Annotated in this window: 19 protein-coding genes, 1 tRNA gene and 1 riboswitch; of the genes, 8 read left to right on the top strand and 12 right to left on the bottom strand. The window is 70.9% G+C overall.

What is annotated here, in order from left to right; genetic code table 11:
- Positions 1 to 220 precede the first annotated feature (220 nt).
- The 6 genes from ACIRFL_RS04460 to ACIRFL_RS04435 all read right to left on the bottom strand — a co-directional run bounded on the left by ACIRFL_RS04460 (position 221) and on the right by ACIRFL_RS04435 (position 4466).
- Positions 221 to 307, bottom strand: a tRNA-Ser gene (locus tag ACIRFL_RS04460).
- A gap of 335 nt (positions 308 to 642) precedes the next feature.
- Positions 643 to 885 carry a hypothetical protein gene (locus ACIRFL_RS04455; RefSeq protein WP_404023769.1) on the bottom strand — a complete coding sequence of 81 codons (243 nt, stop codon included), beginning with the start codon at positions 883 to 885 and terminating at the stop codon, positions 643 to 645.
- A 79-nt stretch (positions 886 to 964) separates the two neighbouring features.
- On the bottom strand, positions 965 to 1684 hold the full coding sequence (locus ACIRFL_RS04450) for an ABC transporter permease subunit (RefSeq protein ID WP_404023767.1): 720 nt from the start codon (positions 1682 to 1684) through the stop codon (positions 965 to 967).
- A gap of 10 nt (positions 1685 to 1694) precedes the next feature.
- On the bottom strand, positions 1695 to 2606 hold the full coding sequence (locus ACIRFL_RS04445) for an ABC transporter ATP-binding protein (RefSeq protein WP_404023765.1): 912 nt from the start codon (positions 2604 to 2606) through the stop codon (positions 1695 to 1697).
- Positions 2603 to 3511 (bottom strand): ABC transporter permease, encoded by a 909-nt coding sequence (locus ACIRFL_RS04440; protein ID WP_404023763.1) that lies wholly within the window; start codon positions 3509 to 3511, stop codon positions 2603 to 2605. The genes ACIRFL_RS04445 and ACIRFL_RS04440 overlap by 4 nt, the downstream gene beginning before the upstream one ends.
- Entirely contained in the window at positions 3501 to 4466 is a 966-nt protein-coding gene (locus ACIRFL_RS04435) for an ABC transporter ATP-binding protein (RefSeq protein WP_404023915.1), read from the bottom strand. Before ACIRFL_RS04435 ends, ACIRFL_RS04440 begins: the two co-directional genes overlap by 11 nt.
- Before the next feature lie 327 nt (positions 4467 to 4793).
- Here ACIRFL_RS04435 and ACIRFL_RS04430 point away from each other — a divergent pair, with 327 nt between their 5' ends.
- From ACIRFL_RS04430 to ACIRFL_RS04415, 4 genes are all read left to right on the top strand, one after another.
- Positions 4794 to 6554: an SDR family oxidoreductase gene (locus ACIRFL_RS04430; RefSeq protein WP_404023761.1), complete on the top strand. Its 1761-nt coding sequence runs from the start codon at positions 4794 to 4796 to the stop codon at positions 6552 to 6554.
- Positions 6555 to 7006: 452 nt separating this feature from the next.
- Positions 7007 to 7579: an RNA 2'-phosphotransferase gene (locus ACIRFL_RS04425; protein ID WP_404023760.1), complete on the top strand. Its 573-nt coding sequence runs from the start codon at positions 7007 to 7009 to the stop codon at positions 7577 to 7579.
- 176 nt (positions 7580 to 7755) lie between these two features.
- Positions 7756 to 8658: an LLM class flavin-dependent oxidoreductase gene (locus ACIRFL_RS04420; protein ID WP_404023758.1), complete on the top strand. Its 903-nt coding sequence runs from the start codon at positions 7756 to 7758 to the stop codon at positions 8656 to 8658.
- A gap of 74 nt (positions 8659 to 8732) precedes the next feature.
- On the top strand, positions 8733 to 9620 hold the full coding sequence (locus tag ACIRFL_RS04415; protein ID WP_404023756.1) for an HAD hydrolase family protein: 888 nt from the start codon (positions 8733 to 8735) through the stop codon (positions 9618 to 9620).
- Here ACIRFL_RS04415 and ACIRFL_RS04410 read toward each other — a convergent pair whose 3' ends face one another.
- The 5 genes from ACIRFL_RS04410 to hisC all read right to left on the bottom strand — a co-directional run bounded on the left by ACIRFL_RS04410 (position 9621) and on the right by hisC (position 18507).
- Positions 9621 to 10691, bottom strand: a complete 1071-nt coding sequence (locus ACIRFL_RS04410; protein WP_404023755.1) for a M23 family metallopeptidase — start codon at positions 10689 to 10691, stop codon at positions 9621 to 9623.
- Positions 10692 to 10934: 243 nt separating this feature from the next.
- Entirely contained in the window at positions 10935 to 14492 is a 3558-nt protein-coding gene (cydD, locus tag ACIRFL_RS04405; RefSeq protein WP_404023913.1) for a thiol reductant ABC exporter subunit CydD, read from the bottom strand.
- A 71-nt stretch (positions 14493 to 14563) separates the two neighbouring features.
- Positions 14564 to 15571 (bottom strand): cytochrome d ubiquinol oxidase subunit II, encoded by a 1008-nt coding sequence (cydB, locus tag ACIRFL_RS04400; protein ID WP_404023754.1) that lies wholly within the window; start codon positions 15569 to 15571, stop codon positions 14564 to 14566.
- A gap of 18 nt (positions 15572 to 15589) precedes the next feature.
- The gene (locus tag ACIRFL_RS04395) at positions 15590 to 17098 is read right to left on the bottom strand and encodes a cytochrome ubiquinol oxidase subunit I (RefSeq protein WP_404023753.1); all 1509 of its coding nucleotides are present in this window, start codon (positions 17096 to 17098) and stop codon (positions 15590 to 15592) included.
- 329 nt (positions 17099 to 17427) lie between these two features.
- Positions 17428 to 18507 (bottom strand): histidinol-phosphate transaminase, encoded by a 1080-nt coding sequence (hisC, locus tag ACIRFL_RS04390; protein WP_404023752.1) that lies wholly within the window; start codon positions 18505 to 18507, stop codon positions 17428 to 17430.
- Positions 18508 to 18945: 438 nt separating this feature from the next.
- Between hisC and ACIRFL_RS04385 the strand changes: the two genes are divergently transcribed.
- From ACIRFL_RS04385 to ACIRFL_RS04375, 3 genes are all read left to right on the top strand, one after another.
- The gene (locus tag ACIRFL_RS04385) at positions 18946 to 20058 is read left to right on the top strand and encodes a LacI family DNA-binding transcriptional regulator (RefSeq protein ID WP_404023750.1); all 1113 of its coding nucleotides are present in this window, start codon (positions 18946 to 18948) and stop codon (positions 20056 to 20058) included.
- 219 nt (positions 20059 to 20277) lie between these two features.
- Entirely contained in the window at positions 20278 to 21354 is a 1077-nt protein-coding gene (locus ACIRFL_RS04380) for a metallophosphoesterase (protein ID WP_404023749.1), read from the top strand.
- 181 nt (positions 21355 to 21535) lie between these two features.
- Entirely contained in the window at positions 21536 to 22405 is an 870-nt protein-coding gene (locus ACIRFL_RS04375; RefSeq protein ID WP_404023747.1) for a hypothetical protein, read from the top strand.
- Positions 22406 to 22532: 127 nt separating this feature from the next.
- Here the strand turns inward: ACIRFL_RS04375 and thiC are convergent, their stop codons facing one another.
- The gene (thiC, locus tag ACIRFL_RS04370) at positions 22533 to 24368 is read right to left on the bottom strand and encodes a phosphomethylpyrimidine synthase ThiC (RefSeq protein ID WP_404023745.1); all 1836 of its coding nucleotides are present in this window, start codon (positions 24366 to 24368) and stop codon (positions 22533 to 22535) included.
- Positions 24361 to 24538: riboswitch (TPP riboswitch) on the bottom strand. Its footprint overlaps the gene before it by 8 nt.
- 80 nt (positions 24539 to 24618) lie before the next feature.
- On the opposite strand from thiC, the gene ACIRFL_RS04365 reads away from it, so the two are divergent.
- Positions 24619 to 26049 carry a YibE/F family protein gene (locus tag ACIRFL_RS04365; RefSeq protein WP_404023910.1) on the top strand — a complete coding sequence of 477 codons (1431 nt, stop codon included), beginning with the start codon at positions 24619 to 24621 and terminating at the stop codon, positions 26047 to 26049.
- Positions 26050 to 26053: the final 4 nt, after the last annotated feature.

The following is a 26053-nucleotide window of genomic DNA, read 5'->3' as shown; positions in this document are numbered from 1 at the left end:
TGCGGCAGAAGGCAGCGGAGGGGGCGGGAGCCACCCCCGGAGGCGGGAGCCGTCCGGGAGGCGGCGGTCTCGCTTCGGCGGTGGGCCGGGGGCCGTGGTGCCCGGGCGGCGGCGCTTTCGGTAGCCCGCGATGGGCAGTCGGCCTCTGGTCGGGTCACCGGGGCCTGCTGAACCCACCCCGAGCCAAGAAGCCCGGCCAAGTCACAGTGACAACGTCTCGCGGAGGATGCACGGATCGAACGTGCGCGGGCTTTCCAGCCCGACCACGGCTTAGCAAGCCGGTGCCTTACCACTCGGCCAATCCTCCGGGTGGGCGGCCCACGCGAGAGCGACATCGCGTGCTCGAAGCGGCCGCCCCGGGCAGCCCCCCGTGCGGGGCGGGCTCATACGGAGCGGGTAGTCACTCCGGAGGCCGCCGCGGGCTGCCCTGTCGGGAACCAGGCGAACTGTCGTGCATGGACATCGCCCGGCTCCTCTCCCAGAACGCGGCGCCGGGTCCCTCCCGGCGGTGCGGGCACAACTACTGTGCCGGGCCGCCGAATCGGACGCCACCGAATTAACCGGCCATCGCCACGGCCCCGCCGACCGGCCCGCGTGAGCCCGCCCCGGTTCCGGCCGCCGCCGCGCCGGACGTGCACTCGGCTACCGGCGGCGCCACCTGCGCCGCCGGGCCTTGCTGAAGAACCATCCGGCCGGCGGGTCGTCCGACCGCCATGGCTGGGGTTCGGGCTCCTGCGCACGCCAGCGGGCCGCGAGCATACGGGCCCGCGCGGACGGCTCGGAGTGGTCGGCAGCCCGTATGAAGTCGTCGTCCAGGACGATCCCGTCCCACACCTCGTCCCCGGACCGCCCGCCCGCCTCGTACTGCGGCGCCTCGTCAGCCATCCCCGTGCCTCCCAGCCGATCGTCCCCTTTGTCACAGTGTGCCGGGGCCGAGGTGAAGCCCCCGTCAAGAAGCCGGCGCCTACTCCTCGCCGGCCAGCGTCAGCGAGCGCAGCTTCTGACCCGCGTACCAGGTGGCCAGCACGGTGACCGCCACCAGCAGCACCGTCGCCGTGGTCAGTCCCACGTCCGAGGTGACCAGGTCTCCGCCCGCGACCTTGTGGGCCACGGCCAGCGACCACTGCTGGACGCTGAGGGTGCGCGCGCCGGGCACCAGGGAGCCGAACAGCGCCTCCCAGACCAGCGCGTAGACGAGCCCGAAGACCACCGCGTGCCGGGAGACCGTGCCGAGGAGGAGGAAGAGCGCCGCGTACGCGATCGAGGCGACCAGCGCGGCCACCGTGTAGGCGACGGCGATCTGCTGTCCGTTGCCGTTGAGGATCAGGCCCGCGATCAGTGTCGGCACCGCGGAGAACACCATGGTCACCGCGATCGCCACGATCAGCTTGGTGAAGATGATCGCCGGCCGCTTGATCGGCTTGGACAGCAGATACACCACGGAGCCGTCGTCGATCTCCGGACCGATCGCTCCGGTGCCCGCGATGACGCCGATGATCGGCACCATGGTGGCCAGCGCGAAACCGCCCAGCACGTCCGAGGCCGTCTGATCGTCGGCTCCGGCGAGGGACCGCACGGCCAGCGAGATCACGATCAGCAGCAGCGGCAGCGCGCCGAGGATGAGGGCCCGGCGGCGGCCGAGCAGGGCCCGGTAGGTGAGCCGGGCGACTGTGGGGTCGTACATCTTCGGCCTCCTACGCCGCGACCAGGTACGAGAACACGGACTCCAGGGACTCGTCCGACGGCGAGACCGTGAGCAGCCGGATGCCGTGGTCGCGGGCGACCTTCGGCAGCAGGGTGGTGAAGCGGCCGAAGTCGACGGCCTGGATGCGCAGCGCCCCCTCGGTGACGTCGACCTCGATGCCGGCCGTCGACGGGTCGGCGATCAGCGCCGCCGCGAGGGCCCGGTCGTCGCTGGAGCGCACCAGGTAGCGGTGCGGTCGGTCAGTCATCAGGCGGCGGATCCGCCGGAAGTCGCCGCTGGCCGCGTGCCGTCCGGCGACGACGACCTCGATGTGCCAGGCCAGTTGCTCGACCTCTTCGAGGATGTGCGAGGAGAACAGCACCGTGCGGCCCTCGTCGCCCATGCGCCGCAGCAGTTCCATGAGCTGCATGCGCTGGCGCGGGTCCATGCCGTTGAACGGCTCGTCGAGCAGCAGCAGCGACGGGTCGTGGACGAGCGCGGAGGCCATCTTCACCCGCTGGCGCATGCCCTTGGAGTACGTGGAGATCTTCCGGTCCTGTGCGTACTCCATCTCGACCGTGGCCAGGGCGCGGCTCGCGGCCTTGTCGCCCAGGCCGTGCAACTCGGCGTTGGCGACGACGAATTCACGTCCGGTGAGGAAGTCGTACATCGCCTCGCGTTCGGGGACGATGCCGATGTGCCGGTAGATGTCCTCGTTGCGCCACACCGGCTGTCCGTCGAGGGTGACGGAACCGGTGGAGGGGGCGAGGAAGCCGCCCATCATGTTGATGAGGGTGGACTTTCCGGCGCCGTTGGGGCCGAGCAGGCCGGTGACACCGGGGCCGATGGTCATGGTGATGTCGTTGACGGCGACCACGTTGCCGAACCAGCGGGAGACGTGGTCGATGGAGAGCGTGGTCACAGTCCCACCTTCTGGTAGCGGCGCATGAGGAGGCCGTAGGCGGCGGCGATCAGGCCCAGCGCGACCAGCACGTGGACCACGCCTTCGCCGCTGGACGGGCCGATCCCGCCCGGGTAGGCGGAGGTGGCTCCCAGGAAGGCGGACTGCACGCCGTCGATGAGGGTGATCGGCGAGAACAGTCCGATCCAGGAGATCGCGCCGGTGCTGCCCTGCGCGTCGGCGATGGCCTGGAGGGTGGAGACCGCGCCGTAGGAGATGGTCAGCACGGCGATCACGGCGGCGATGCCGAAGCCGCGACGCGGGGTGACGGCCGCGATGACCAAGCCGATACCGGCGAACAGCAGGGAGAGCAGTGCCACGGAGACCAGCCCCTGTGCGTATTCCTTCGTCTGGTGGGCGAACCCGAGCTTGGCCAGCAGCGCGCCCACGTAGAGCACGGTCAGCGGGGCCGCGGTCAGGATGAACAGCGCCGAGGCCAGTGCCGCGTACTTCGCGCGGACGTAGTCGGCGGTCTCGATCGGCCGCGAGAAGTACAGCGGCACGGTCTTGAAGCGCAGGTCCCGGGAGACGGACTGGGGTGCCTGCGAGGCGACGTACAGGCTGATGACCGCCTGCATGACGATCGCGTACCGCGTGTAGTCCAGCGGCAGGTCCTTCGCCTTGGTGGCGACGGCGACCGCGACCATGATGGCGGCGGGCACGCACATCACCACGAACAGCAGCATCGGCAGCACCTTGGACTTCACCGAGCGGCCGAGGCCGTAGGCGCCGCGCAGGGACTGCGAGTACAGGGATCGGCGGGCGTAGGAACGGCCCAGACGGGGGCCGTCGTAGGTGCGGTAGCCGATGTTGTGGATGCGGGACTGGTGACCCGAGGGCGTGGCCGCAGGGTGCTCAACTGCCATGGCCGACCGCCTCCTTCCGCTGCTCTTCGCCGTCCCGGAACACCTCCGAGATGTGGTGCCTGCGCTGCTCCATGCGCACCAGGCCGAGGCCGAGGTCGGCGACGACATCGCGGACCAGGTCGTAGGTGTCCTCGCCGGACGCGGTGAGCAGCAGGATGTGTCCGGCGCCGGGCAGGCCACCGCCCTCGTCCTGGATGTCCACCCCGCGCGCGTGGAGCGCGTCGCGCACCGCGCGGGTGCCGTCCGGGTGGGCGTCGCTGTCGGTGACCTCGATCGCGAGGGTGGTGGTGGTCTGCGTGAAGTCCCGGGTGGAGCTGGAGCGCAGGAGCTTGCCGCCGTCGACCACGACGACGTGGTCGCAGGTGCGCTCCAGTTCGCCCAGCAGATGGGAGGTGACCAGGACCGAGATGCCGAAGTCCGTGTGGACGCGGCGGATCAGGCCGAGCATTTCGTCGCGGCCGACCGGGTCGAGGCCGTTGGTCGGCTCGTCGAGGAAGACCAGCTGCGGGTCGTGGACCAGCGCCTGGGCGAGCTTCACTCGCTGCTTCATGCCGGTCGAGTAGCCGCCGATGGGGCGGTAGCGCTCCTCGTAGAGGCCGACATGGCGCAGGGTGTCCGCGGTGCGCTCGCGCGCGGCGGCCGGCGGGAGTCCGGACATGCGGGCCATGTGGACGACGAACTCAGTGGCCGAGACGTCGGGCGGCAGGCAGTCGTGCTCCGGCATGTACCCGACCCGCTCGCGGATGGCCGCGCCCTCGGTCGCGACGTCGAGGCCCAGCACCGCTGCGCGGCCCTCGGTGGCGGGGGACAGACCCAGCAGGATCTTGATCAGTGTGGACTTGCCGGCCCCGTTGGCGCCCACGAGACCCGTCACACCGGGTCCCACGTCCACGGAGAGCCGGTCAAGAGCGGTCACCCGGGGGAACCGCTTGCTCAGGCTTTCGGTCGCGATCACAGTCACGCTTCGACGGTAGTGACGCGGAGCACGGCGGTCGTCAGACCGGAGAGCCGTCTTGAGGTCCCCCTGGAGTAGTACGTGGTCCTTAGGGGATGCCCGTCCCGAGAGCTGCGCGCGGTTGTCCACAGCCCGCCACCCCTGCTGTTGACGCCGACTCTGACGACTGTCACATTCACCCGTGTCAGGTTACGGGCGAGTATCACGACCGGCGACCGGGGGTACGCGGAGTCCACACGGCCGGGCGGAGTCCGCACACGGCCGGGAGCACGGGAAGGGCGCGAGCCGGTTCGGGCGTGGGGGACCGGGGTGCCGGGCGGAGGACAGGTGACGGTGCTGAAGGGCGCGCGGGAGCGCTGGGTGCGCACGGGCGGGGTCGAGCTGTGCGTGGCGGAGCTGGGCGACCCGGAGCAGCCGACGGTGGTGCTGGTGCACGGCTATCCGGACAGCAAGGAGGTCTGGTCCGAGGTCGCCGCCCGGCTCGCCGGCCGCTTCCACGTGGTGCTGTACGACGTGCGCGGCCATGGCCGCTCGACGGCGCCGCGGCCGCTGCGCGGCGGCTTCACCCTGGCCAAGCTCACGGACGACTTCCTGGCCGTCGCGGACGCGGTCAGCCCCGGCCGGCCGGTGCACCTGGTGGGGCACGACTGGGGATCGGTGCAGTCCTGGGAGTTCGTCACGGTCCGGCGCACCGAAGGCCGCATCGCGTCCTTCACCTCGATGTCCGGTCCGTCCCTCGACCACGTCGGACACTGGATCAACGCGCGCGTGCGGCGTCCCACACCCCGCCGGGTGGGCCAACTCCTCGGCCAGGGCGCCCGGTCCTGGTACGTCTGCCTGCTACACACGCCCGTCCTGCCCGAGTTGGCCTGGCGCGGCCCGCTCGGCAGGCGCTGGCCGAAGATCCTGGAGCGGTCCGAGCGGGTACCCGGCGGCGACTATCCGACCAAGTCGCTGCCCACGGACGCCGCGCACGGCGCGTGGCTGTACCGGGACAACGTGCGCTTCCGGCTGCGCCGTCCGCGCACGGACGCGTATGCGCACGCGCCCGTGCAGCTCATCACGCCCCTGGGGGACGCGTTCCTGTCCGAGAAGCTGTACGACGAACTGGAGCGGTGGGCTCCGCGGTCGACCCGTCACACGCTCCCGGCCAAGCACTGGATCCCGCGCACACGCCCCGACCAACTGGCCGCCTGGATCACCGAGTTCATCACTCGGATCGAGAGCGGACGCCCACAGGCGACGCGGCCCACCGGTCGGTACGCGGACCGCTTCGGCGGGCAGTTGGTGCTGGTCACCGGCGCGGGCAGCGGCATCGGGCGGGCGACGGCGTTGGCGTTCGCGGAGTCCGGCGCGCGCGTGGTGGCCGTCGACCGGGACACCGCGTCCGCCGCCCGCACCGCCGAGTCGGCCCGGCTGCTCGGCGCCCCGGCCGCCTGGGCGGAGACCGCCGACGTCTCCGACGAGGAAGCCATGGAAAAGCTCGCCGAGAAGGTCACCACCGAGTACGGCGTGCTGGACGTGCTGGTCAACAACGCCGGCGTCGGCCTGTCGGGATCGTTCTTCGACACCACACCGGACGACTGGCGCACGGTCCTGGACGTCAACCTGTGGGGTGTCATTCACGGTTGCCGTCTGTTCGGCGGACGGATGGCCGCGCGCGGCCAGGGCGGCCATATCGTCAACATCGCCTCGGCGGCGGCCTATCAGCCCTCCCGGGCACTGCCCGCCTACAGCACCTCCAAGGCGGCGGTGCTCATGCTCAGCGAGTCCCTGCGCGCCGAACTCGCGGGCCAGGGCATCGGGGTGACCGCGATATGCCCCGGGTTCGTCCACACCGGCATCACGTCCACGGCACGCTTCACCGGCGTGGACGACGCGGAGCAGCACCGCAGGCGGCAGCGCACGGCACGGCTGTACGGGCTGCGCAACTACCCGCCGGAGAAGGTGGCCGAGGCGATCCTGCGGTCGGTGGTGCGCAACGAGGCGGTGGTCCCGGTCACCCCGGAGGCACGCGGTATGCACCTCATCTCACGTTTCGCACCAAGGGTGTTGCGCCGGATCGCCCGAGTGCAGCCGAGGGTGTGAGATCGGGTGACGGACGACCTCGGCGGGAGACGGTCTCCCGGGCGCACGGGCGTGGCGGCATGCCCAGCAGTCCGTGGGGCCGAACCGGCTTGTCTGCTGGGGCCGTTCATCACCCGAGCAGCCAGTCCCGGGAAGGCTTCGGACGCCGTACGCGAGACGCGTTGCGTGCCGGTTCCGGCCGAGACGATCCGGGCCACGGGACGGCTCGTTGGGCCTGATTACGTAGTGTCGCTCGCCTTCCTCACTGCCGAACGCTGAGGGAAAGAAGGGCACTTGGGTGCCTGACGACAAGTCACCGTTCAGTCAATGATCTTGGCGAATCAGCCTGAATCGCCCGCCAGTTGTCCACAGATTCGCCAATTCGTCTGTGGATAACCGGACTTGGCTGTGGATCAAACCTCAGGGGTGAAAATTGCCTGCGTGATCCACGTCTCTCCCGGCACCCTGAGGGAGTGAATACGAGAGACGCAAGAGCAGAAGACGAGAGGCGCACCGTGAAGGTGTCGAAGTACCTCTCGAAACATCTGCGCCACCGGCCCGAGCGGATCGGCATCACCCTCGACGAGGGCGGCTGGGTCGAGATCGACATGCTGATCGCCGCGGCGGAGGCGCACGGGTTCCGGCTCACCCGCAAGGAACTCGACCACGTCGTGGCCACCAACGACAAGCGGCGGTTCGCGATCGAGGGCACCCGGATCCGCGCCAGCCAGGGCCACAGCGTCGAGGTCGACCTCGGCCTGCCACCGGCGACCCCGCCTGCCTACCTCTACCACGGCACCGTCGCCCGGAATCTGGACGCGATCCGCACCGCCGGCCTCAGCCCCATGAACCGGCACGACGTGCACCTGTCGGCGGACCGCGAGACCGCGAACCGCGTCGGCGCCCGCCGCGGACGTCCCGTCGTGCTGTCGGTCGACGCCGCGGCCATGCACCGCGACGGCCACGTCTTCCACCTCAGCGCGAACGGCGTGTGGCTCACCAAGGCCGTACCGCCCCGCTACCTGAGCTTCCCCGCGCCGCACTGACGGCCCCGGTCCCTCCCGTGCTGGCCCTCCGCTCCCCGGGCCGCAGCAACGAACCCCGCCCGCACCCGACCGGACCCCCTGCCCGCACCCGTCCGGACCCCCGCCCGCACGCCTCCGGACGGCCGCGCACCGTGACCGTTCGCCCGCTGTCAGTGGCGCCCCTTACTCTCGAACGCATGAGCCTGCGTCTGAGCACCGTGATCCTTCCCCACCGCCGCTGGGCCGAGGGCGGCCGCGCGGCATGGACGCGCGCCGCGGAACTCGGGTTCCACACCGGATACACCTACGACCACCTGTCCTGGCGCAGCTTCCGCGACGGCCCGTGGTTCGGCGCGATACCGACGCTGACCGCGGCGGCCGAGGCCACCGAGCGGATGCGCCTGGGCACCCTGGTGACCTCGCCCAACTTCCGGCATCCGGTGACCCTCGCCAAGGAACTGATCTCGCTCGACGACATCTCCGGCGGCCGGATCACTCTCGGCATCGGCGCGGGCGGCACCGGCTTCGACGCCACCGCGCTCGGGCAGGAGCCCTGGACCCCACGGGAGCGGGCCGACCGGTTCGCCGAGTTCGTGCCGCTGCTCGACCGCCTGCTGACCGAGGACTCGGTGTCCCACGAGGGCGTCTTCTACTCGGCGCACGAGGCGCGTGACATCCCCGGCTGTGTGCAGCGCCCCCGGCTGCCCTTCGCGGTGGCCGCCACCGGGCCCCGCGGGCTCGCGCTGGCCGCGCGGTACGGCCAGGCGTGGGTGACCACCGGTGACCCCACGCTGTACGAGCACGGCACACCGGAGCAGTCCCTCCAGGCGCTGCGCGGACAGACGGACAAGCTGGCCGCCGCCTGCGCCGCCCTCGGCCGGGACGCGGCCGAAGTGGACAAGATCCTGCTCACCGGCTTCACCCCGGACCGCGGCCGGCCGCTGGAGTCCCTGGACGCCTTCGTCGACTTCGCCGGCCGCCACCGGGAACTGGGGTTCACCGAGATCGCGATCCACTGGCCCATCCCCGACTCGGACTTCGCCGCCGACGAGAAGGTCTTCGAGCAGATCGCCCTGGAGGCCGTGGCACAACTGGACTGACCCGATGCGCGCGTCGCCTGCCCGACGTCGTGTGCGTCTCATCTGTGCACACCGCCGCACGGCCGTGCGGGCATATGCGCGAGAATGACCCGGTGACCTCAGCGACCCGACAGCCCGAGACCCCGACTGCCGCCGTCCCGCCCCGACTGATCGCCACCGATCTGGACGGCACGCTGCTGCGTGACGACAAGTCGGTCTCCCCACGCACGGTCGCCGCGCTGGCCGCCGCCGAGGAGGCGGGCATCGAGGTCTTCTTCGTGACCGGCCGCCCGGCCCGCTGGATGGACGTCGTCAGCGACCATGTGCACGGCCACGGCCTGGCGATCTGCGGCAACGGCGCCGCGGTGGTCGACCTGCACGGCGGCCCGGGCGCCCACCGGTTCGTGAAGATCCGCGAACTGGCCCGGGAGAACGCGCTGGACGCCGTACGGCTGCTGCGCAAGGCGGCGCCCGGCACGGTGTACGCGATCGAGCAGACGTACGGCTTCCACCAGGAACCGGCCTACCCCAAGCTGCACGTGGAGGTGCCCGACAACCTCCTGCCCGCCGAGCAGCTCCTCGCGGCCGGCGGACCCGGCGGCGACGAGCCGGTGCTCAAGATCCTCGCCTACCACCCCGCACTCGATCCCGACGCCTTCCTCACGCTGGCCCGGCTCGCCGTGGGCGAGCGCGCCACCGTCACCCGTTCCAGCCCCAGTGCCCTGCTGGAGCTGAGCGGCCCCGGCGTCTCCAAGGCCAGCACGCTCGCCCTGTGCTGCGCCGAACGCGGCATCTCGCCCGCCGAGGTCGTCGCCTTCGGGGACATGCCCAACGACGTCGAGATGCTGACCTGGGCGGGCCGGTCGTACGCCATGGGCAACGCCCACCCGACCGTGGTGGCGGCCGCGTCGGGGCGGACGGACGCCAACAACGAGGACGGCGTGGCGGCCGTCATCGAGCGGCTGCTGGCCGAGCGGGTGTAGTCACCCGAGCCGCACACCGTGCCCGGCCAGCCAGGACAGCGGGTCCACCGCCGATCCCGCCTCCGGCGTGATACGCACCTCGAAGTGCAGATGCGGGCCGGTCGAGTTGCCGGTGGTGCCCGACTGGCCGATCCGCTGCCCGGTGTCCACCCGGTCCCCTTCCTCCACGGCGACGGCGGCCAGGTGTGCGTACTGGGTGCAGTAGCCGTCGGGGTGCCGGATCACGATCTGGATGCCGAAGGGGCCCCCGCACGACACCTCCGCCACATGGCCCGCGCCGACCGCCCGCACCGGCGTCCCGATGGGCACCGCGAAGTCCTGCCCGGTGTGCCGGTGCGCCCAGCGCTCGCCCCCGCGGCCGAATCCCGCGGACAGCTCGTACGTCCGCACGGGCGCGACCCACGCGCCCTCGACGCGCGGCAGGGGCAGGTCCAGCCGTACGGCGGCGCGGCACCGGCTCGCCGCGACCGAGTCGTCCGCCCGGTGCTGCAACTGCCCGCGTGCCGCCTCCAGCTTGCGCTCGATGTCCCGCCGCAGCTCGGCGAGTTCGCCGGTCCGCCGGCGTACCGCCCGCCAGGCCGACCTGGCCCTGGCCTCCTCGGCGGCGAGCCGTGCCTCGGCCCGGCGGCTCTTGTCGACGGCGTTGCTCACCGCGAGGCTGGTCCGCGAGAAGACTCGCTGACCGCGCATCAGCTGCTCAGGGCCGGTCGCGAGCACGATCTGCGCGGTGAGCGGCAGCCCCCCGCCCGTCCGGTACTGGGCGCGGGCGATCCGGCCGAGGTCCGCGTGCAGCACGGACATCTGCCGCCGCTCCCGGCCGAGCAGCCGCTCGGCGCGCAGGGCCCCGGCACGCTGCCGCTCCGCCTCACGCCGCCCCCTCTCGTACTGCCGTGCCGCCTCGGCCGCCTCCCGGTACAGCCGCGCCACCTTGAGGCTGAGCCCCGGCACATCGCCGGAGCGGGGCGCGGCGTCGGATCCGTCCGGGGCCGCGTGCGCGGGCGGCGGGGCGAGGACGGTGAGCGCGCACAGCAGCGCCGGGGCGCACAGCGGATGACAGCGGTATGGGCGCATGCGGGGCATGGTGGCGCGCTGGGCGCCCCGGGTCACCTCGACGCGTAGGCCCAGGCCCCCGGTTGCCGCCAATGGCCCAGCAGGACCCGCACCCACACCCCGTGGCGGACAGCGCCCCAAAGGGGCGCGGGGAACTGCGCGACCAGCCACGACGACGCCGCAGACAACCGACAACACCGCGGCGCAACCAACCATGACGCCGCCGCAGACAACCGACGACACCGCGGCGCACCCAGCGGAGCGCTAGGCGCCGACCGGCAGTTCCGCCGCCGCCTCCCGCTCGGCCATCGCCCGCAGCGGCCCGTCCACGGCGGTCAACTCGGCGTACGTCCCGCGCTGCACCACCCGGCCTCCGTCCAGCACGACCACCTCGTCCACGGCGTCGAGTCCGGCGAGCCGGTGCGTGATCAGCAGGGTCGTGCGGCCCTCGGTGGCGGCCAGCAGATCGGCCGTGAGCGCGTCGGCCGTCGGCAGGTCCAGATGCTCGGCGGGCTCGTCGAGCACGAGGACGGGGAAGTCGGCGAGCAGCGCGCGGGCGAGCGCCAGCCGCTGCCGCTGCCCGCCGGACAGCAGGGCCCCGTGCTCCCCGACGAGCGTGTCCAGCCCGTCGGGCAGCCCGTCCGCCCAGTCGAGCAGCCGGGCGCGGGCGAGCGCGTCCCGCAGGTCGGCCTCGGTGGCGTCCTTCCGCGCGAGCAGCAGGTTCTCCCGGACGGTGCTGTCGAAGAGGTGCGCGTCCTGGGCACACAGCCCGACGAGGCGCCGTACGTCGTCGCCGTCCAGCGCGCCGGCGTCCACACCGGCCAGTGTGTAGGAGCCCGCGTCCGGGTCGAGGAACCTCAGCAGCACCTGGCCGAGGGTCGTCTTGCCGGACCCGGACGGGCCCACCAGGGCCACCCGGCGCCCCCGCTCCAGCGTCAGATCCAGCCCGGCGAGCGCGTCCCGGTGCTGCCCGGGATGACGGGCGGCGAGCCCCTTCACGACCAGCGGGAGCGGCGAGACGGGCGCCTGCCGGGGCCGGCGCGGCTCCCGTACGGGCTCGGCCGCGTCCAGCACCTCGTACACGCGCTCCGCGCTGCGCCGCACCCGCTGCCGGTAGCGCACGGCGATCGGTAGTCCGAGCACCCCCTCGAAGGCGGCGAGCGGGGTAAGGACGACCACGGCCATGGCCACGCCGTCCAGCCGTCCCCCGGCGACCGCCTGGGCGCCCAGCAGCGCGGTCGCCGCCACGGTCAGTCCGGAGATCAGGGCGGTGAGACCGTCGCCGAGCGCGGTGGCGGTGGCGGCGCGCGAGGCGATCCGGGTGAGCGTGCCGTCGGCCCTTCGCGCGTCGTCGGTACGGGTGGGCAGCGCGCCGGCGACGGTGAGTTCGGCCGTGCCGGTGAGCAGGTCGGTCACGCGCGTGGCGAGCACCCCTCGGGCGGGCGCCAGCCGACGCTCGGTGTGCCGTGCCACGGCGCCGGTCAGCAGCGGTACGCCGACGCCGGCCGCGAGCAGGCCCACCGCGAGCGCGGCTCCCGCCTCGGGCAGCAGCCATGCCGTGAACGCCACGGACCCGGCGGAGACGGCGAGCGCGACCCCGGCGGGCAGCAGCCAGCGCAGCCAGTAGTCCTGGAGCGCGTCCACGTCGGAGACCAGCCGGGACAGCAGGTCGCCCCGGCGGGCGGTGCGCAGCCCGGCGGGCGCCAGCCGTTCCAGCCGCCGGTACACCGCGACCCTGGTGTCGGCCAGCATCCGCAGCACGGCGTCGTGCGAGACCAGCCGCTCCGCGTAACGGAACACCGCGCGCCCGATGCCGAAGGCCCGGGTCGCGGTCACGGCCACCATCAGATACAGCACCGGCGGCTGCTGCGAGGCGCGCGAGATCAGCCAGCCGGAGGTGGCCATGAGCCCGACGGCGCTGCCGAGCGCCAGGCTTCCCAGCAGCAGCGCGAGCGCGAGGCGGCCACGACGCGGGCCCGCCATGGCCCGTACCCGGGCGAGAACAGCGGGCGCCGGGCGGCCGGAGCGGTCGCCGTCGGCGGCGGAGCCGCTGCCCGGCGTTTCCGAGGCCGCACCGCCCGGGACGCCCGTAGCCGGGACGCCTGCGGCCGGCGCGCCATCGGCTGGTCCCGGGTGCCCTGTCAGCGCGAGGGCGCCGGGGGTTTCTCCCGCCCCGTGCGAGCGGGCGGGCTCGGCCTCGGGCAGCCGCACCACCCGGTCCGCCACGCCCAGCAGCGCCGGACGGTGCACGACCAGCAGGACCGTGCGTCCCACGGCCAGCCGTCGCACCGCCGCCACGATCTCGGCCTCGGTCGCCCCGTCGAGCGCGGCCGTCGGCTCGTCCAGCAGCAGCACGGGCCGGTCCGCGAGGAACGCCCGGGCCAGGGCCAGCCGCTGCCGTTGACCGGCGGACAGCCCCGCCCCGTCCTCGCCGAGCTCGGTCGCGGCACCATCGGGCAACGCGTCCACGAACTCCAGCGCGCCCGCGTCACGCAGCGCCCGGCGCACGGCCTCGTCGTCCGCGTCGGGCCGCGCCAGCCGTATGTTCTCCGCGATCGTCCCGGCGTACAGGTGCGGCCGCTGCGGCACCCAGGCGATCCGTGACCGCCACTGTTCCGGGTCGATGTCCGCGAGGTCCGCTCCCCCGATCCGTACCCGGCCCCCGGTGGGCCGCACAAAGCCCAGCAGCACGCTGAGCAGAGTTGTCTTGCCCGCTCCGCTCGGTCCGACGAGGGCGACGGTCTCGCCGGGCTCGACCGTGAAGGACACCTCCGTCACGGCGTCCGCGGATCGCCCGGGATAGCGGACGGTGACCTCTTCGAAGGCCAGCGCACCGGACGGCACCGCGCCCTTCCCGGCCTCGGGAAGCGGGGTCTCCAGCACGGTGAAGATCTCCTCGGCCGCCGCCAGGCCCTCCGCCGCCGCATGGAACTGGGCGCCCACCTGGCGCAGCGGCAGATAGGCCTCCGGCGCCAGCACCAGGATGACGAGCCCGATGTACAGGTCCATGTCGCCGTGGACCAGCCGCATGCCGATCGTCACGGCGACCAGTGCGACGGACAGGGTGGCCAGCAGTTCCAGGGCGAAGGACGAGAGGAACGCGATCCGCAGGGTCCGCATGGTCGCCTGGCGGTACTCGCCGGTGATACGCCGGATGGACTCGGCCTGCGCCTTGGCCCGTCCGAAGACCTTCAGCGTCGGCAGCCCCGCGACCACGTCCAGGAAGTGACCGGACAGCCGGGACAGCAGCCGCCACTGGCGGTCCGTCCGGGACTGCGTGGCCCAGCCGATCAGCACCATGAAGACGGGGATGAGCGGCAGGGTGCCGACGATGATCGCCGCCGACACCCAGTCCTCGGTGACGATCCGGGCGAGCACGGCGGCCGGCACGACCACCGCAAGCCCCAACTGCGGCAGATAGCGGGAGAAGTAGTCGTCGAGGGCATCCACCCCACGGGTGGCGAGGGTGACCAGCGACCCGGTCCGCTGCCCGCCGAGCCAGCCGGGTCCCAGCGCCGCCGCTCGTTCCAGGAGCCGTCCGCGCAGCTCCGACTTCACCGATGCGCTGGCCCGGTGCGCGGCGAGTTCGGTCAGCCAGGAGACGACCGCTCGACCGGCCGCTACCGCCGCCAACAGCAGCAGGGGAGTGCGCAGTTCGGTGACCGACAGGTGGTGCTGGAAGGCTCCGACGACCACCTCGGCGATGAGCATGGCCTGGGCGATGAGCAGGCCGGCCCCCAGCGCGCCGAGGCCGACCACCGCCGCCAGGAAGAGGCGGGTGGCCCGGGCGTACCGGAGAAGACGAGGATCGATCGGTTTCACGTGAAACATGCCCTTCGGTCCGGGGAGGGGTGTTTCACGTGAAACTCCGTGAAACGCCCCTCCCGCCAGACTCAGTGACCGGCTTCGGGAGCGAGGTGCTGCGTCCCGATCCGCTTGCGGAACACCCAGTAGGTCCATCCCTGGTAGAGCAGCACGAGCGGCGTGGCGATCACCGCGCACCAGGTCATGATCTTCAGGGTGTACGGGCTCGACGAGGCGTTGGTGACCGTGAGGCTCCAGTCCGCGTTGAGCGAGGACGGCATGACGTCGGGGAAGAGCGAGAGGAAGAGCATCGCCACGGCCGCCACGATGGTGACGCCCGAGAGCCCGAACGACCATCCCTCGCGCCCCGTCTGGTTCGCCGCGAGGGCGGCCAGCAGCGCGATCACCGCCACGGCCATCGCCACCAGGCTCCTGCCGTCACCGTGGTCGATCTGCGTCCACAGCAGGAAGACCAGCGCCAGCACGGCCGTGACAAGACCGACCCGCAGCGCCAGCTTCCGGGCCCGGGCCCGGATGTCCCCGACGGTCTTGAGCGCCGTGAAGACCGCACCGTGGAAGGTGAACAGCGTCAGCGTCACCAGGCCGCCGAGCAGCGCATACGGATTGAGCAGATCACCGACACCGCCGACGTACTCGAAGTGCTGGTCGATCTTCACACCCCGGACGATGTTGCCGAAGGCGACGCCCCAGAGGAACGCCGGGATCAGCGAGGTCCAGAAGATCGCCGTCTCCCAGTTCCGCTGCCAGTTCTCCTCGGGGCGCTTGGCCCGGTACTCGAAGGCGACGCCCCGGACGATCAGGCACAGCAGGATCACCAGCAGGGGCAGATAGAAACCGGAGAACAGCGTGGCGTACCACTCGGGGAAGGCGGCGAAGGTCGCACCGCCCGCGGTGAGCAGCCACACCTCGTTGCCGTCCCAGACCGGGCCGATCGTGTTGATCAGCACCCGGCGCTCGGGCCGGTCACGGGCGAGCAGCTTGGTGAGGATGCCGACCCCGAAGTCGAAGCCCTCCAGGAAGAAGTAGCCGGTCCACAGGACGGCGATCAGGACGAACCAGACGTCGTGAAGTTCCATGACTGCAGCTCCCTCGGCCTAGTAGGAGAAGGCCATCGGCTTGTCGGCGTCACGGGAGTCGCCGCCGATCTTCGTGGGCGGGTTGAGGTCGGCCTCGGTCAGCTCGGGCGGGCCGGCCTTGACGTACTTCACCAGCAGCTTGACCTCGATGACGGCGAGGACGGCGTAGAGCGCAGTGAAGATGATCATGGAGGTGAGGACCTCGCCCTGCGACACCCCGGGGGAGACCGCGTGCCGCGTCTGCAGGACGCCGTAGACGACCCACGGCTGGCGGCCCATCTCGGTGAAGATCCAGCCCCAGGAGTTGGCGATCAGCGGGAAGCCCAGGGTCCAGATCGCGATGCGCCAGTACCAGGGGGTGAGCTTCGGTCCGAGCGCCTTGTTCTTGAACAGGACCAGATGCGGCACCTCGTCCTCGCCCACCCGCAGATGCTGCGGCAGCATGAACTTCTTGCGGGTCAGCCAGAGACCGACGATGCCGATGGCGAAGGACGCCATGCCGAAGCCGATCATCCAGCGGAACGCCCAGAAGGTGACGGGGATGATGGGCCGGTAGTCGCCAGGACCGTGCTGGGCCTGCTCGGCCTTGTTGGTGTCGTTGATGCCGGGGACGTAGGAGTTGAAGTTGTCGTCGGCGAGGAACGACAGCACCCCCGGGACGGACAGTTCGACGGTGTTGTGCCCCTTGCTGACGTCGCCGTAGGCGAACACCGAGAACGGCGCGCCGTTCTGGCCGTCCCACAGGGCCTCGGCGGCGGCCATCTTCATCGGCTGCTGCTTGAACATGACCTTGCCGAGCGTGTCACCGCTCACCGCGGTGAGCAGGCCGGCGATGACGACGGTGACGAGCCCCAGCCGCAGCGAGGTCTTCATCTCGCGCACATGCTTCTTGCGGGCCAGATGGAAGGCGGCGATGCCGACCATGAAGGCGCCGCCGGTCAGGAAGGCCGCCGCGAGGGTGTGGAATGCCTGGCTGAGCGCGGTGTTCTGGGTGAGCACCGCCCAGAAGTCGGTCAGCTCGGCACGCCCCCGCGCCTTGTTCATCCTGTAGCCCACGGGGTGCTGCATCCACGAGTTGGCGGCGAGGATGAAGTACGCCGACAGGAACGTGCCGATCGAGACCATCCAGATGCAGGCCAGATGGATCTTCTTGGGCAGCTTGTCCCAGCCGAAGATCCACAGCCCGATGAAGGTGGACTCGAAGAAGAAGGCGATCAGCGCCTCGAAGGCGAGCGGCGCGCCGAAGATGTCACCGACGAAGCGCGAGTAGTCCGACCAGTTCATGCCGAACTGGAACTCCTGCACGATGCCGGTGACGACACCCATCGCGATGTTGATCAGAAAGAGCTTCCCCCAGAACTTCGTCGCTCTCAGATACTTCTCGTTCTCCGTGCGGACCCAGGCGGTCTGAAGTCCGGCCGTGAGAGCGGCCAGGGAGATCGTCAGGGGGACGAAGAGGAAGTGGTAGACGGTGGTGATACCGAACTGCCAACGCGCCAGGGTCTCTGGCGCAAGTGCCAATTCCACGTCGTCAGCTCCTTACATCGCCGTGGTAGTGCGGCAGTCTGCCCCTTTTGTCACACCCATCAGCGGAGCAAACGGGACACGCTTGTGAACGCGTTCACATTCACAAGCAATTATGACGCATGACCGTTCGACCCCGGATGGGTGGGGGGTCCCTAACGCGGACCGACCGGATCCGGCGGAAGGGGACCGATGACCCCATGGCGATGCCCGCCTGCGGAAACACACCCGAGACGGGCGAGACGGCCGAATGACTCCCAGGCACACGTGTGGCCCGTTTCACGTGAAACGGGCCACACACAGCGTCGTCGCGCCCCGAGGGGCGGAGGAGCCTACAACTCCTTGCGGAACGCCTCAGTCACCTTCAGGAAGATGTCGTTCGCCTCGTTCTCGCCGACCGTCACCCGCACCCCCTCCCCAGCGAACGGCCGGACCACCACCCCGTGCCGCTCACAGGTCTCCGCGAAGTCGTTGGTGCGCTCCCCCAGCCGCAGCCAGACGAAGTTGGCCTGCGTCTCGGCGACGGTCCAGCCCTGGGCCCGCAGCGCGTCGACCACCCGCGTCCGCTCGCACACCAGCGAGCCGACCCGGCCCAGCAGCTCGTCCTCGGCGCGCAGCGAGGCGATGGCCGCCTCCTGCGCGAGCTGGCTCACCCCGAACGGCACCGCCGTCTTGCGCAGCGCCGCCGCCACCGGCTCATGGGCGATGGCGAAGCCGACGCGCAGCCCGGCAAGGCCGTACGCCTTGGAGAAGGTCCGCAGGACGCACACGTTCGGCCGGTCCCGGTACAGCTCCACCCCGTCCGGCACCTCGGGGTCGCGGATGAACTCCCGGTAGGCCTCGTCGAGCACCACCAGGACGTCGGCGGGCACCCGGTCGAGGAACCGCTCCAGCTCGGCCCGCCGCACGACCGTTCCGGTCGGGTTGTTGGGGTTGCACACGAAGATCAGGCGCGTCCGGTCGGTGATCGCGTCGGCCATCGCGTCCAGGTCGTGCACCTCGCCCGGGGTGAGCGGGACCTGCACGGACCGGGCACCGCTGATCTGCGTGATGATCGGGTACGCCTCGAAGGACCGCCAGGCATAGACGACCTCGTCGCCCGGGCCGCTGGTGGCCTGGAGCAGCTGCTGGGCCACGCCGACGGAACCGGTGCCGGTGGCCAGGTGCGCGAGCGGGACGGCGAACCGCTCCGACAGTTCGTTCATCAGCCCGGTGCACGCCATGTCCGGGTAGCGGTTGAAGGACGAGGCGGCGGCGGTCACGGTCTCCATGACACCGGGCAGCGGAGGATACGGGTTCTCGTTCGAGGAGAGCTTGTAGGCGGCCGGGCCACCCACCGCCGCGGGCTTGCCCGGCTTGTAGGTGGGGATACCCTCCAGCTCGGCGCGCAGCTTGGGGCTCGTCTCGCTCACCGCAGTCCTCCTCGCGACCACCGGCGGACCGTCAACGCCACCGGCATTCAATACTCCTCACCATATGAGGATTCGACGTTTCTGCGTACCGGCCGGGACTCCTGGGAAGCGATGAGGGGCAAACCTCAGGAACCCCACGGGCATCAAGGGCATCATGGTACGAATCGACATGAAACAGGGGCGCGTCGCACATATATCTACGCGCCGGTGGCTTACGCCCTGGCGCGCATCCCTCGTGCAGGTGAGTTGAGACCTCTTCGAAACATCGGACACTTGGCAGGCCCATGCGCGTCGGCACGTCACGTCCTGCCATTGGATCGTTCAACTGACTTTCTTTCTAAGGAACTTGACCCATTTTGACCATGCAGAAACGTGCCTGTCAATGCAGGCATATGCGTCCGCACTACCCCACCGCATGAGCCCTACTATCGGCTCGCCATGACAGCAGCAGGGAAGCACCAGGTGAGCCGCGCGGAAACCTCACGTCGAGGGAGCCGGCCGGGTCGGGCGGGCATCAGAGACGTCGCCGCCGCCGCCGGAGTCTCCATCACAACCGTCTCCGATGCCCTGAACGGCAAGGGCAGACTCCCGGACGCCACCCGCCGTCATGTCCGCGAGGTCGCCGACCGGTTGGGTTACCGCCCGTCGGCAGCGGCACGCACGCTCCGCACGGGCAAATCGGGCCTCATCGGCCTCACCGTGACGACGTACGGGGATGAACCTTTCACCTTCACCGAGTTCGCGTACTTCGCCGAGATGGCCCGGGCCGCCACCTCCGCCGCGCTCGCCCGCGGCTACGCACTGGTGATCCTGCCCGCGACCTCACGCCACGACGTATGGTCCAACGTCGCCCTGGACGGCACCGTCGTCATCGACCCCTCCGACCAGGACCCGGTGGTCAGCGAACTGGTCCGGCAGGGCTTACCGGTCGTCTCCGACGGCCGCCCCGCGGGCCGGCTCCCGGTCACGGCATGGGTCGACAACGACCACGAGGCCGCCGTCCTCGGCATCCTCGACCATCTCGCCGAGGCGGGCGCCCGCCGCATCGGCCTGCTCACCGGGACGACGACGGACACCTACACCCACCTGTCGACCACCGCCTACCTGCACTGGTGCGAGCGCGTCGGCCAGGACCCGGTGTACGAGGCATACCCGGCGCACGACCCCTGCGCCGGCGCCGTCGCCGCAGACCGGCTGCTGGCCCGCCCGGACCGCCCCGACGCCGTCTACGGCCTGTTCGACCCCAACGGCACCGATCTGCTCGCCGCCGCCCGCCGCTACGGCCTGCGCGTCCCGGACGACCTGCTCCTCGTGTGCTGCAGCGAGTCGACCGTGTACGCCAACACCGAGCCGCCCATCACCACGCTCTCGCTGAAGCCGCGCCGCATCGGCACGGCCGTGGTCCAGCTCCTCATCGACGCCATCGAGGGAGTCGAGACGGACCGGCCGGTCGAGCAGGTGATACCGACCGAACTGATCGTGCGCACGTCGTCCCAGCGGCGTCCGCCGCGCACGACGGTCAGCCCGCCCCGGGTGCCGGAGGAGAACTAGTGGTCCGGGGCCGGCGGCGGGCGCGCCCCGGCCCCGGTGGTGACAGCAGCGACCAATCGGGGCGAAAGCCGCGGTGATCCGCGCTCCTGCCCCGATTCACCACCCCTGGGTCATCACATGGCGCGATCCGCATTCCTATGATGGGCCCACGACACCGCGGACCGCTGCGACCAGGCAGTCCGATGTGGTGCAGATGCGGCGCGATGGTGGAGGGGTCGGATGACTCAGGGGGCCGGTCAGGGACCCGAAGCGGAGCGGACGGCGACGTTGCGCGACTTCCGGGTGCCCGCGTACGTCAACGACACCGGTCCGTACGACCCCAGCGCCCACCCCGGCGGCACCGTCACGCCCGTCGAGGAGGGCTACCCGGAGGGCTACACCCCCACCGAACGCGACCTGCCCGTCATCACCCGCGGCGATGCGCCCCAGGCGCCCGTCGAACCCGCGCCCGCCCCCGCCGCGCAGCCGGCGGCCGGCCCCGGCGCGCTGTTCGTGGTCGGCGATGTGCACGGGTACCTCGACGAACTGGTCGCCGCCCTCCAGCACAAGGGCCTGATCGACACCGCGGGCAACTGGTGCGCGGGTACCGCCCGGCTCTGGTTCCTCGGCGACTTCACCGACCGCGGCCCCGACGGCATCGGCGTCATCGACCTCGTGATGCGGCTGTCCGCCGAGGCCGCCGCGGCCGGCGGCTACTGCAAGGCCCTCATGGGCAACCACGAACTGCTCCTGCTGGGCGCCAAGCGGTTCGGCGACACCCCCGTCAACTCCGGCGCGGGCACCGCCACTTTCCAGGCCGCCTGGCTCCTCAACGGTGGCCAGAAGACCGACATGGACCGGCTCCAGGACCACCATCTGCAGTGGATGGCTCGCCTCGACGCCGTCGAGGAGGTCGACGGCTATCTGCTCGTGCACTCCGACACCACCGCCTACCTCGACTACGGCGACTCGATCGAGGCCGTCAACGACACCGTCCGCGAGACCCTCATCCGCAATGACGCGGACGAGTGCTGGGACCTGTTCCGTAAGTTCACCAAACGCTTCTCCTTCCGCGACGAGGGCGGCGCCGACGCCGTCCGCTCGCTGCTCGATACGTACGGCGGCACCCGGATCGTTCACGGCCACAGCCCGATTCCCTATCTGCTCGGGCAGGTCGGCTCCGAGGACGGCGAAGAGGGCGCCGGCCCGGTGGTCAAAGGACCGCACGTCTACGCCGACGGGCTCGCCATCGCGATGGACGGCGGCGTGACCATGGCCGGAAAGCTGCTGGTCCAGCAACTTCCCCTGGATATCTGAGGGTTCTTGGGGCAGGCGCCCCGCCACGACGTCCGCGCCGGCCGGCTGCCAATTTCCGGCAACCCCCTGTCACCGCGCACCGTCACGGCTCTACCATCGGCTTATCCGTAGCAGGCTCCCCTCCGTTTCTGCCCGACGGCTCGCCGGCGTGCGAGCCCCAAGCCCTACGGAGCATCGGGGGATGCACATGAACAGCGTTCCGCAGCACCTGCTGAACGAGGACCGCCAGGACTACGAGCGGATCCTCGATGAGGCGCTGCGCTCCGCACCACACCGCCCTGACCTCGCCGCTGTGGGACAGCGGCTGAACTCCGAACAGCTGCGCACGATGGCGCTGAACGCCTCCGCACTCATCACGGCGGCCGCGGCGACCGAGTACCAGCACTATGTGAAGGTCCGCGAGGAACTGCGCCAGCCGGCGCCGTCCACCCCGTCGTCGTCCACCCGGGAGTCCGGTTCCACGGACCCGGGCTCGGGCGCGGTGGGGCTCGCCACCACTCTGGGCGAGGCCGCCGAGACCACCGGCGCGGGCGCCATCGCCGTCGTCGCGGTCCTGGCCCCCGTCCTCGCCGGAACCGCCGCGGCGATATTCCTGCTCGTCGGCTACGTCCTGAAGATGCTCGACCCCGAGCCGGCGTTCGCCCAGACCATGCTCACCGCGGGCTGGGTGTTCGGTGCGGTGACCGCGGCCGCGATCCTCGTCGCCGCCGTCGGCCTGCTGCTCACCGCCCTGCGCAACCGCCCCTCGCTGGAGGTGGGGGCGTACGCGGCGGCGAACACCGAGTTGGTCCGGGCGCGGGAAGCCTGGCAGGAGGCCCTGCTGGAGCGGGGCATCCTGCCGTTCCTGCGGGACGCACTGGCGGAACCCGGCACGACGGCGACCCTGCGCACGCACCCGCCTGCGCCGACCAGCCGCATGCCGCGCCTCGGCTACGGCCGCCCGGGCTTCAGCAGCCCCGAGGACGGCTCCGCATCGGGCTCACGTCCGAGCTTCAGCAGCCCGGACTACACGAGCCCGGACTTCGGCGGCCCGGACCACCAGCCCGAGTGATCCCGGCTTGCGCCCCCGCGGGGGCGCAAGCCGGGCACCCGGTCGAACCCGTCGACTCCCCAGACGCCCCGACGCCGGGAACACCGTTTTCCGGCCATGTTCCCGGGTGTTCGGGACGACGCCGCGATCAGTCGGCGACCGGCAGGTACACCCGATTGCCGCCGGCCGCGAACTCCTTCGACTTCTGGAGCATTCCCTCGGCGATGTCCTCGGGTGAGGCCCCGTCGACCGCGTCACCGCCGAACCGTTCCGTGATGCTGTGGCTGATCTTCATCGAGCAGAACTTCGGTCCGCACATGGAGCAGAAATGGGCGGTCTTGGCGGGTTCCGCCGGAAGCGTCTCGTCGTGGAACTCCCGTGCCGTGTCCGGGTCCAGGGCGAGATTGAACTGGTCTTCCCACCGGAACTCGAAGCGGGCGTCGGACAGCGCGTCGTCCCACTCCTGCGCACCCGGGTGCCCCTTGGCGAGGTCGGCCGCATGGGCGGCGATCTTGTAGGTGATGACGCCGGTCTTGACGTCGTCCCGGTTGGGCAGACCCAGGTGCTCCTTGGGCGTGACGTAGCAGAGCATCGCCGTGCCCCACCAGGCGATCATCGCCGCGCCGATGCCGGAGGTGATGTGGTCGTAGGCCGGAGCGACGTCCGTCGTCAGCGGGCCGAGCGTATAGAACGGAGCTTCATCGCAGATCTCCTGCTGAAGGTCGATGTTCTCCTTGATCTTGTGCATCGGGACGTGTCCCGGGCCCTCGATCATCGTCTGTACATGGAAACGCCTCGCGATCCGGTTGAGTTCCCCGAGCGTGCGCAACTCGGCGAACTGCGCCTTGTCGTTGGCGTCCGCGATCGAACCGGGGCGCAGGCCGTCGCCGAGCGAGTAGGTGACGTCGTAGGCGGCGAGGATCTGGCACAGTTCCTCGAAGTTCTCGTACAGGAACGACTCCTTGTGGTGCGCCAGGCACCAGGCGGCCATGATCGATCCGCCGCGCGAGACGATGCCGGTCTTGCGGTTCGCGGTCAGCGGCACGAACGGCAGCCGTACCCCGGCGTGGACCGTCATGTAGTCCACACCCTGCTCGGCCTGCTCGATGACCGTGTCCTTGTAGATCTCCCAGGTCAGTTCCTCGGCCCTGCCGTCGACCTTCTCCAGGGCCTGGTACAGCGGCACCGTGCCGATGGGCACGGGGGAGTTGCGCAGCACCCACTCGCGGGTGGTGTGGATATTGCGCCCGGTGGACAGGTCCATGACCGTGTCGGCGCCCCAGCGGGTCGCCCAGGTCATCTTCTCGACCTCCTCCTCGATGGAGGACGTCACCGCGGAGTTGCCGATGTTGGCGTTGACCTTCACCAGGAACCGTTTGCCGATGATCATCGGCTCGATCTCCGGGTGGTTGACATTGGCGGGCAGCACGGCCCGGCCGGCGGCGATCTCCTCGCGGACCACCTCGGGAGAAACGTTCTCTCTGACCGCCACGAACTCCATCTCCGCAGTGATCTCGCCCCGCCGCGCATAGGCGAGTTGGGTGACCGCCCCGCCGTCTCGGCCCCGGCGCGGCTGGCGCGGGCGGCCCGGGAAGACCGCGTCCAGGTTGCGCAGACCGCCGCGCGGCGAGGTGTGCTTGATCCCGTCGTCCTCGGGACGGACGGGGCGGCCCGCGTACTCCTCCGTGTCACCACGGGCGTTGATCCAGTTCTCGCGCAGCGGCGGCAGGCCCCTGCGGACATCGGTCTCGACGAGCGGATCGGTGTACGGGCCCGAGGTGTCGTAGAGCGTCACCGACTCCCCGTTGGTCAGGTGCACCTGACGGACCGGCACCCGCACATCGGGGCGCGAGCCCGCGACATACCCCTTGTGCCAGCCGATGGACCGCCCCGCCTCCGTGTCATCGGCGCCCTCGGACCCGTTGGCGGATCCGTTCACCGCATGCTGTGTGGAGGCAGGCGTGCGTACGTCCTTGTTGGTCATGAGACCTACTCCCTACGCCGGCATTACCCGGTAACAGGTTCGGCGGTCGACGCAGCGGTGTCCGTCCATCGGTGCTTCCTGTGAAACATCACTCGTTCCACGTGAAACATCGCGAAGACGGAGGTCAGCGCCCTCTCAGCCCGGTGCTCCGAGCTCCCGCGTGTGCAAAGGTGCCTCCACGCTAGCGTCAATTCGGGCGCGGTGAACAGAGGGCCCCTGTCGTTCTTGCGATGATCGGTCGGTGACCACGATGCAGCAGTCCCCCCACCCCCCGTCCGGGCCGCAGCGCAGACACGGCTCGGCACAGGACGGCGGACACGGCCACGAGGGCCACGATTCCGGCGACGGCCACGGGCCCGGACACGGCCACGCGCACAGTCACGGTCATGGCCCCGCGGCGCCCGTGTCCAAGCATCTGCGCAAGGTCATCGCGGCCGTCCTCATCCCGTTCGCCGCGGCGGTCGTCGTCGGCCTCGTGGTGCTCTGGCCCGGTGGCGCCCCGTCGCACGAGCGCACCGGGGTGGGCTTCGACCGGCAGACGCAGCAGGCCACGGTCACCCGGGTCGTCACGGTCAGCTGCAAGTCGGTGAACGCCTCGGGGGACACTCCGACCGGTGACACCTCCACCGCCGAGGGCAGTTCCGCACAGCAGCAGGCGACCGGCACCTGCAAGAAGGCCACGATCCGGGTCGACACCGGCAAGGACGAGGGCCGTACGTTCACGGAGATCGTCCAGCCGGACCAGTCACGGCAGTTGCACCAGGGCGAGAAGGTCGTCGTCGCATACGAGCCGTCGGCGCCGAAGGACCTGCAGTACTCGGTCACCGACGTGAACCGGAAGTTCCCTCTGGTGCTGCTCGCCGGTATCTTCGCGCTCGCCGTCGTGGTGGTGGGCCGGATGCGTGGCGTGATGGCGCTGGTCGCCCTGGCCATCAGCTTCCTGGTGCTGACCCTCTTCATCCTGCCCGCCATTCTCCAGGGCTCGAACCCGCTGGTCGTGGCGGTGGTCGGAGCGAGCGCCATCATGCTGATCGCCCTGTACACCTGTCATGGGCTGTCGGCCCGGACCTCGGTGGCGGTGCTCGGCACACTGGTCTCGCTCCTGCTGATCGGCGTCCTCGGCTCGGGGTTCATCGGCTGGGCCGCGCTGACGGGCAACACGGACGACAACACCGGCCTCATCCACGGTCTGTATCCGGCGATCGACATGAGCGGTCTGCTCCTGGCCGGCGTCATCATCGGCTCACTGGGCGTCCTGGACGATGTGACGGTGACCCAGACGTCGGCCGTCTGGGAGCTGCACGAGGCCAATCCCTCGATGGGCTGGCGCGGGCTGTACCGGGCGGGCATCCGCATCGGCCGCGACCACATCGCATCCGTCGTCAACACGCTCGTCCTCGCCTATGCCGGTGCGGCGCTGCCGCTGCTGCTGCTCTTCTCGATCGCGCAGAGCAGTGTCGGCACGGTCGCCAACAGCGAACTGGTGGCGGAGGAGATCGTCCGCACCCTGGTGGGCTCGATCGGCCTCGTCGCGTCGGTGCCCGTCACCACGGCGCTGGCGGCACTGGTGGTGTCGGCCGACCGGTCGGGGCAGCGGCCCGCGGGGGCGGCGGAGCGCCCCGCGGGGGCGGGGCAACCCGCCGTGGCGCGGGGCGGACGGGGCAGGCGCCGCAAGCGGTGACGTC

The organism is Streptomyces sp. NPDC102462, assembly GCF_044765425.1.
In the GTDB taxonomy this organism is placed as follows: Bacteria; Actinomycetota; Actinomycetes; order Streptomycetales; family Streptomycetaceae; genus Streptomyces.
Note: the sequence above shows the minus strand (reverse complement) of the source record. Positions and strands in the feature narration are given on the sequence as shown.

What these genes read in the sequence shown, in the direction of transcription:
- ACIRFL_RS04455 (WP_404023769.1), bottom strand. Translation starts at nt 885, where the DNA reads ATGGCTGACGAGGCGCCGCAGTACGAGGCGGGCGGGCGGTCCGGGGAC.
- ACIRFL_RS04450 (WP_404023767.1), bottom strand. Translation starts at nt 1,684, where the DNA reads ATGTACGACCCCACAGTCGCCCGGCTCACCTACCGGGCCCTGCTCGGC.
- ACIRFL_RS04440 (WP_404023763.1), bottom strand. Translation starts at nt 3,511, where the DNA reads ATGGCAGTTGAGCACCCTGCGGCCACGCCCTCGGGTCACCAGTCCCGC.
- ACIRFL_RS04420 (WP_404023758.1), top strand. Translation starts at nt 7,756, where the DNA reads ATGAGCCTGCGTCTGAGCACCGTGATCCTTCCCCACCGCCGCTGGGCC.
- ACIRFL_RS04415 (WP_404023756.1), top strand. Translation starts at nt 8,733, where the DNA reads ATGCGCGAGAATGACCCGGTGACCTCAGCGACCCGACAGCCCGAGACC.
- ACIRFL_RS04410 (WP_404023755.1), bottom strand. Translation starts at nt 10,691, where the DNA reads ATGCGCCCATACCGCTGTCATCCGCTGTGCGCCCCGGCGCTGCTGTGC.
- cydB (WP_404023754.1), bottom strand. Translation starts at nt 15,571, where the DNA reads ATGGAACTTCACGACGTCTGGTTCGTCCTGATCGCCGTCCTGTGGACC.
- ACIRFL_RS04385 (WP_404023750.1), top strand. Translation starts at nt 18,946, where the DNA reads ATGACAGCAGCAGGGAAGCACCAGGTGAGCCGCGCGGAAACCTCACGT.
- ACIRFL_RS04380 (WP_404023749.1), top strand. Translation starts at nt 20,278, where the DNA reads ATGACTCAGGGGGCCGGTCAGGGACCCGAAGCGGAGCGGACGGCGACG.
- ACIRFL_RS04375 (WP_404023747.1), top strand. Translation starts at nt 21,536, where the DNA reads ATGCACATGAACAGCGTTCCGCAGCACCTGCTGAACGAGGACCGCCAG.
- thiC (WP_404023745.1), bottom strand. Translation starts at nt 24,368, where the DNA reads ATGACCAACAAGGACGTACGCACGCCTGCCTCCACACAGCATGCGGTG.
- ACIRFL_RS04365 (WP_404023910.1), top strand. Translation starts at nt 24,619, where the DNA reads ATGCAGCAGTCCCCCCACCCCCCGTCCGGGCCGCAGCGCAGACACGGC.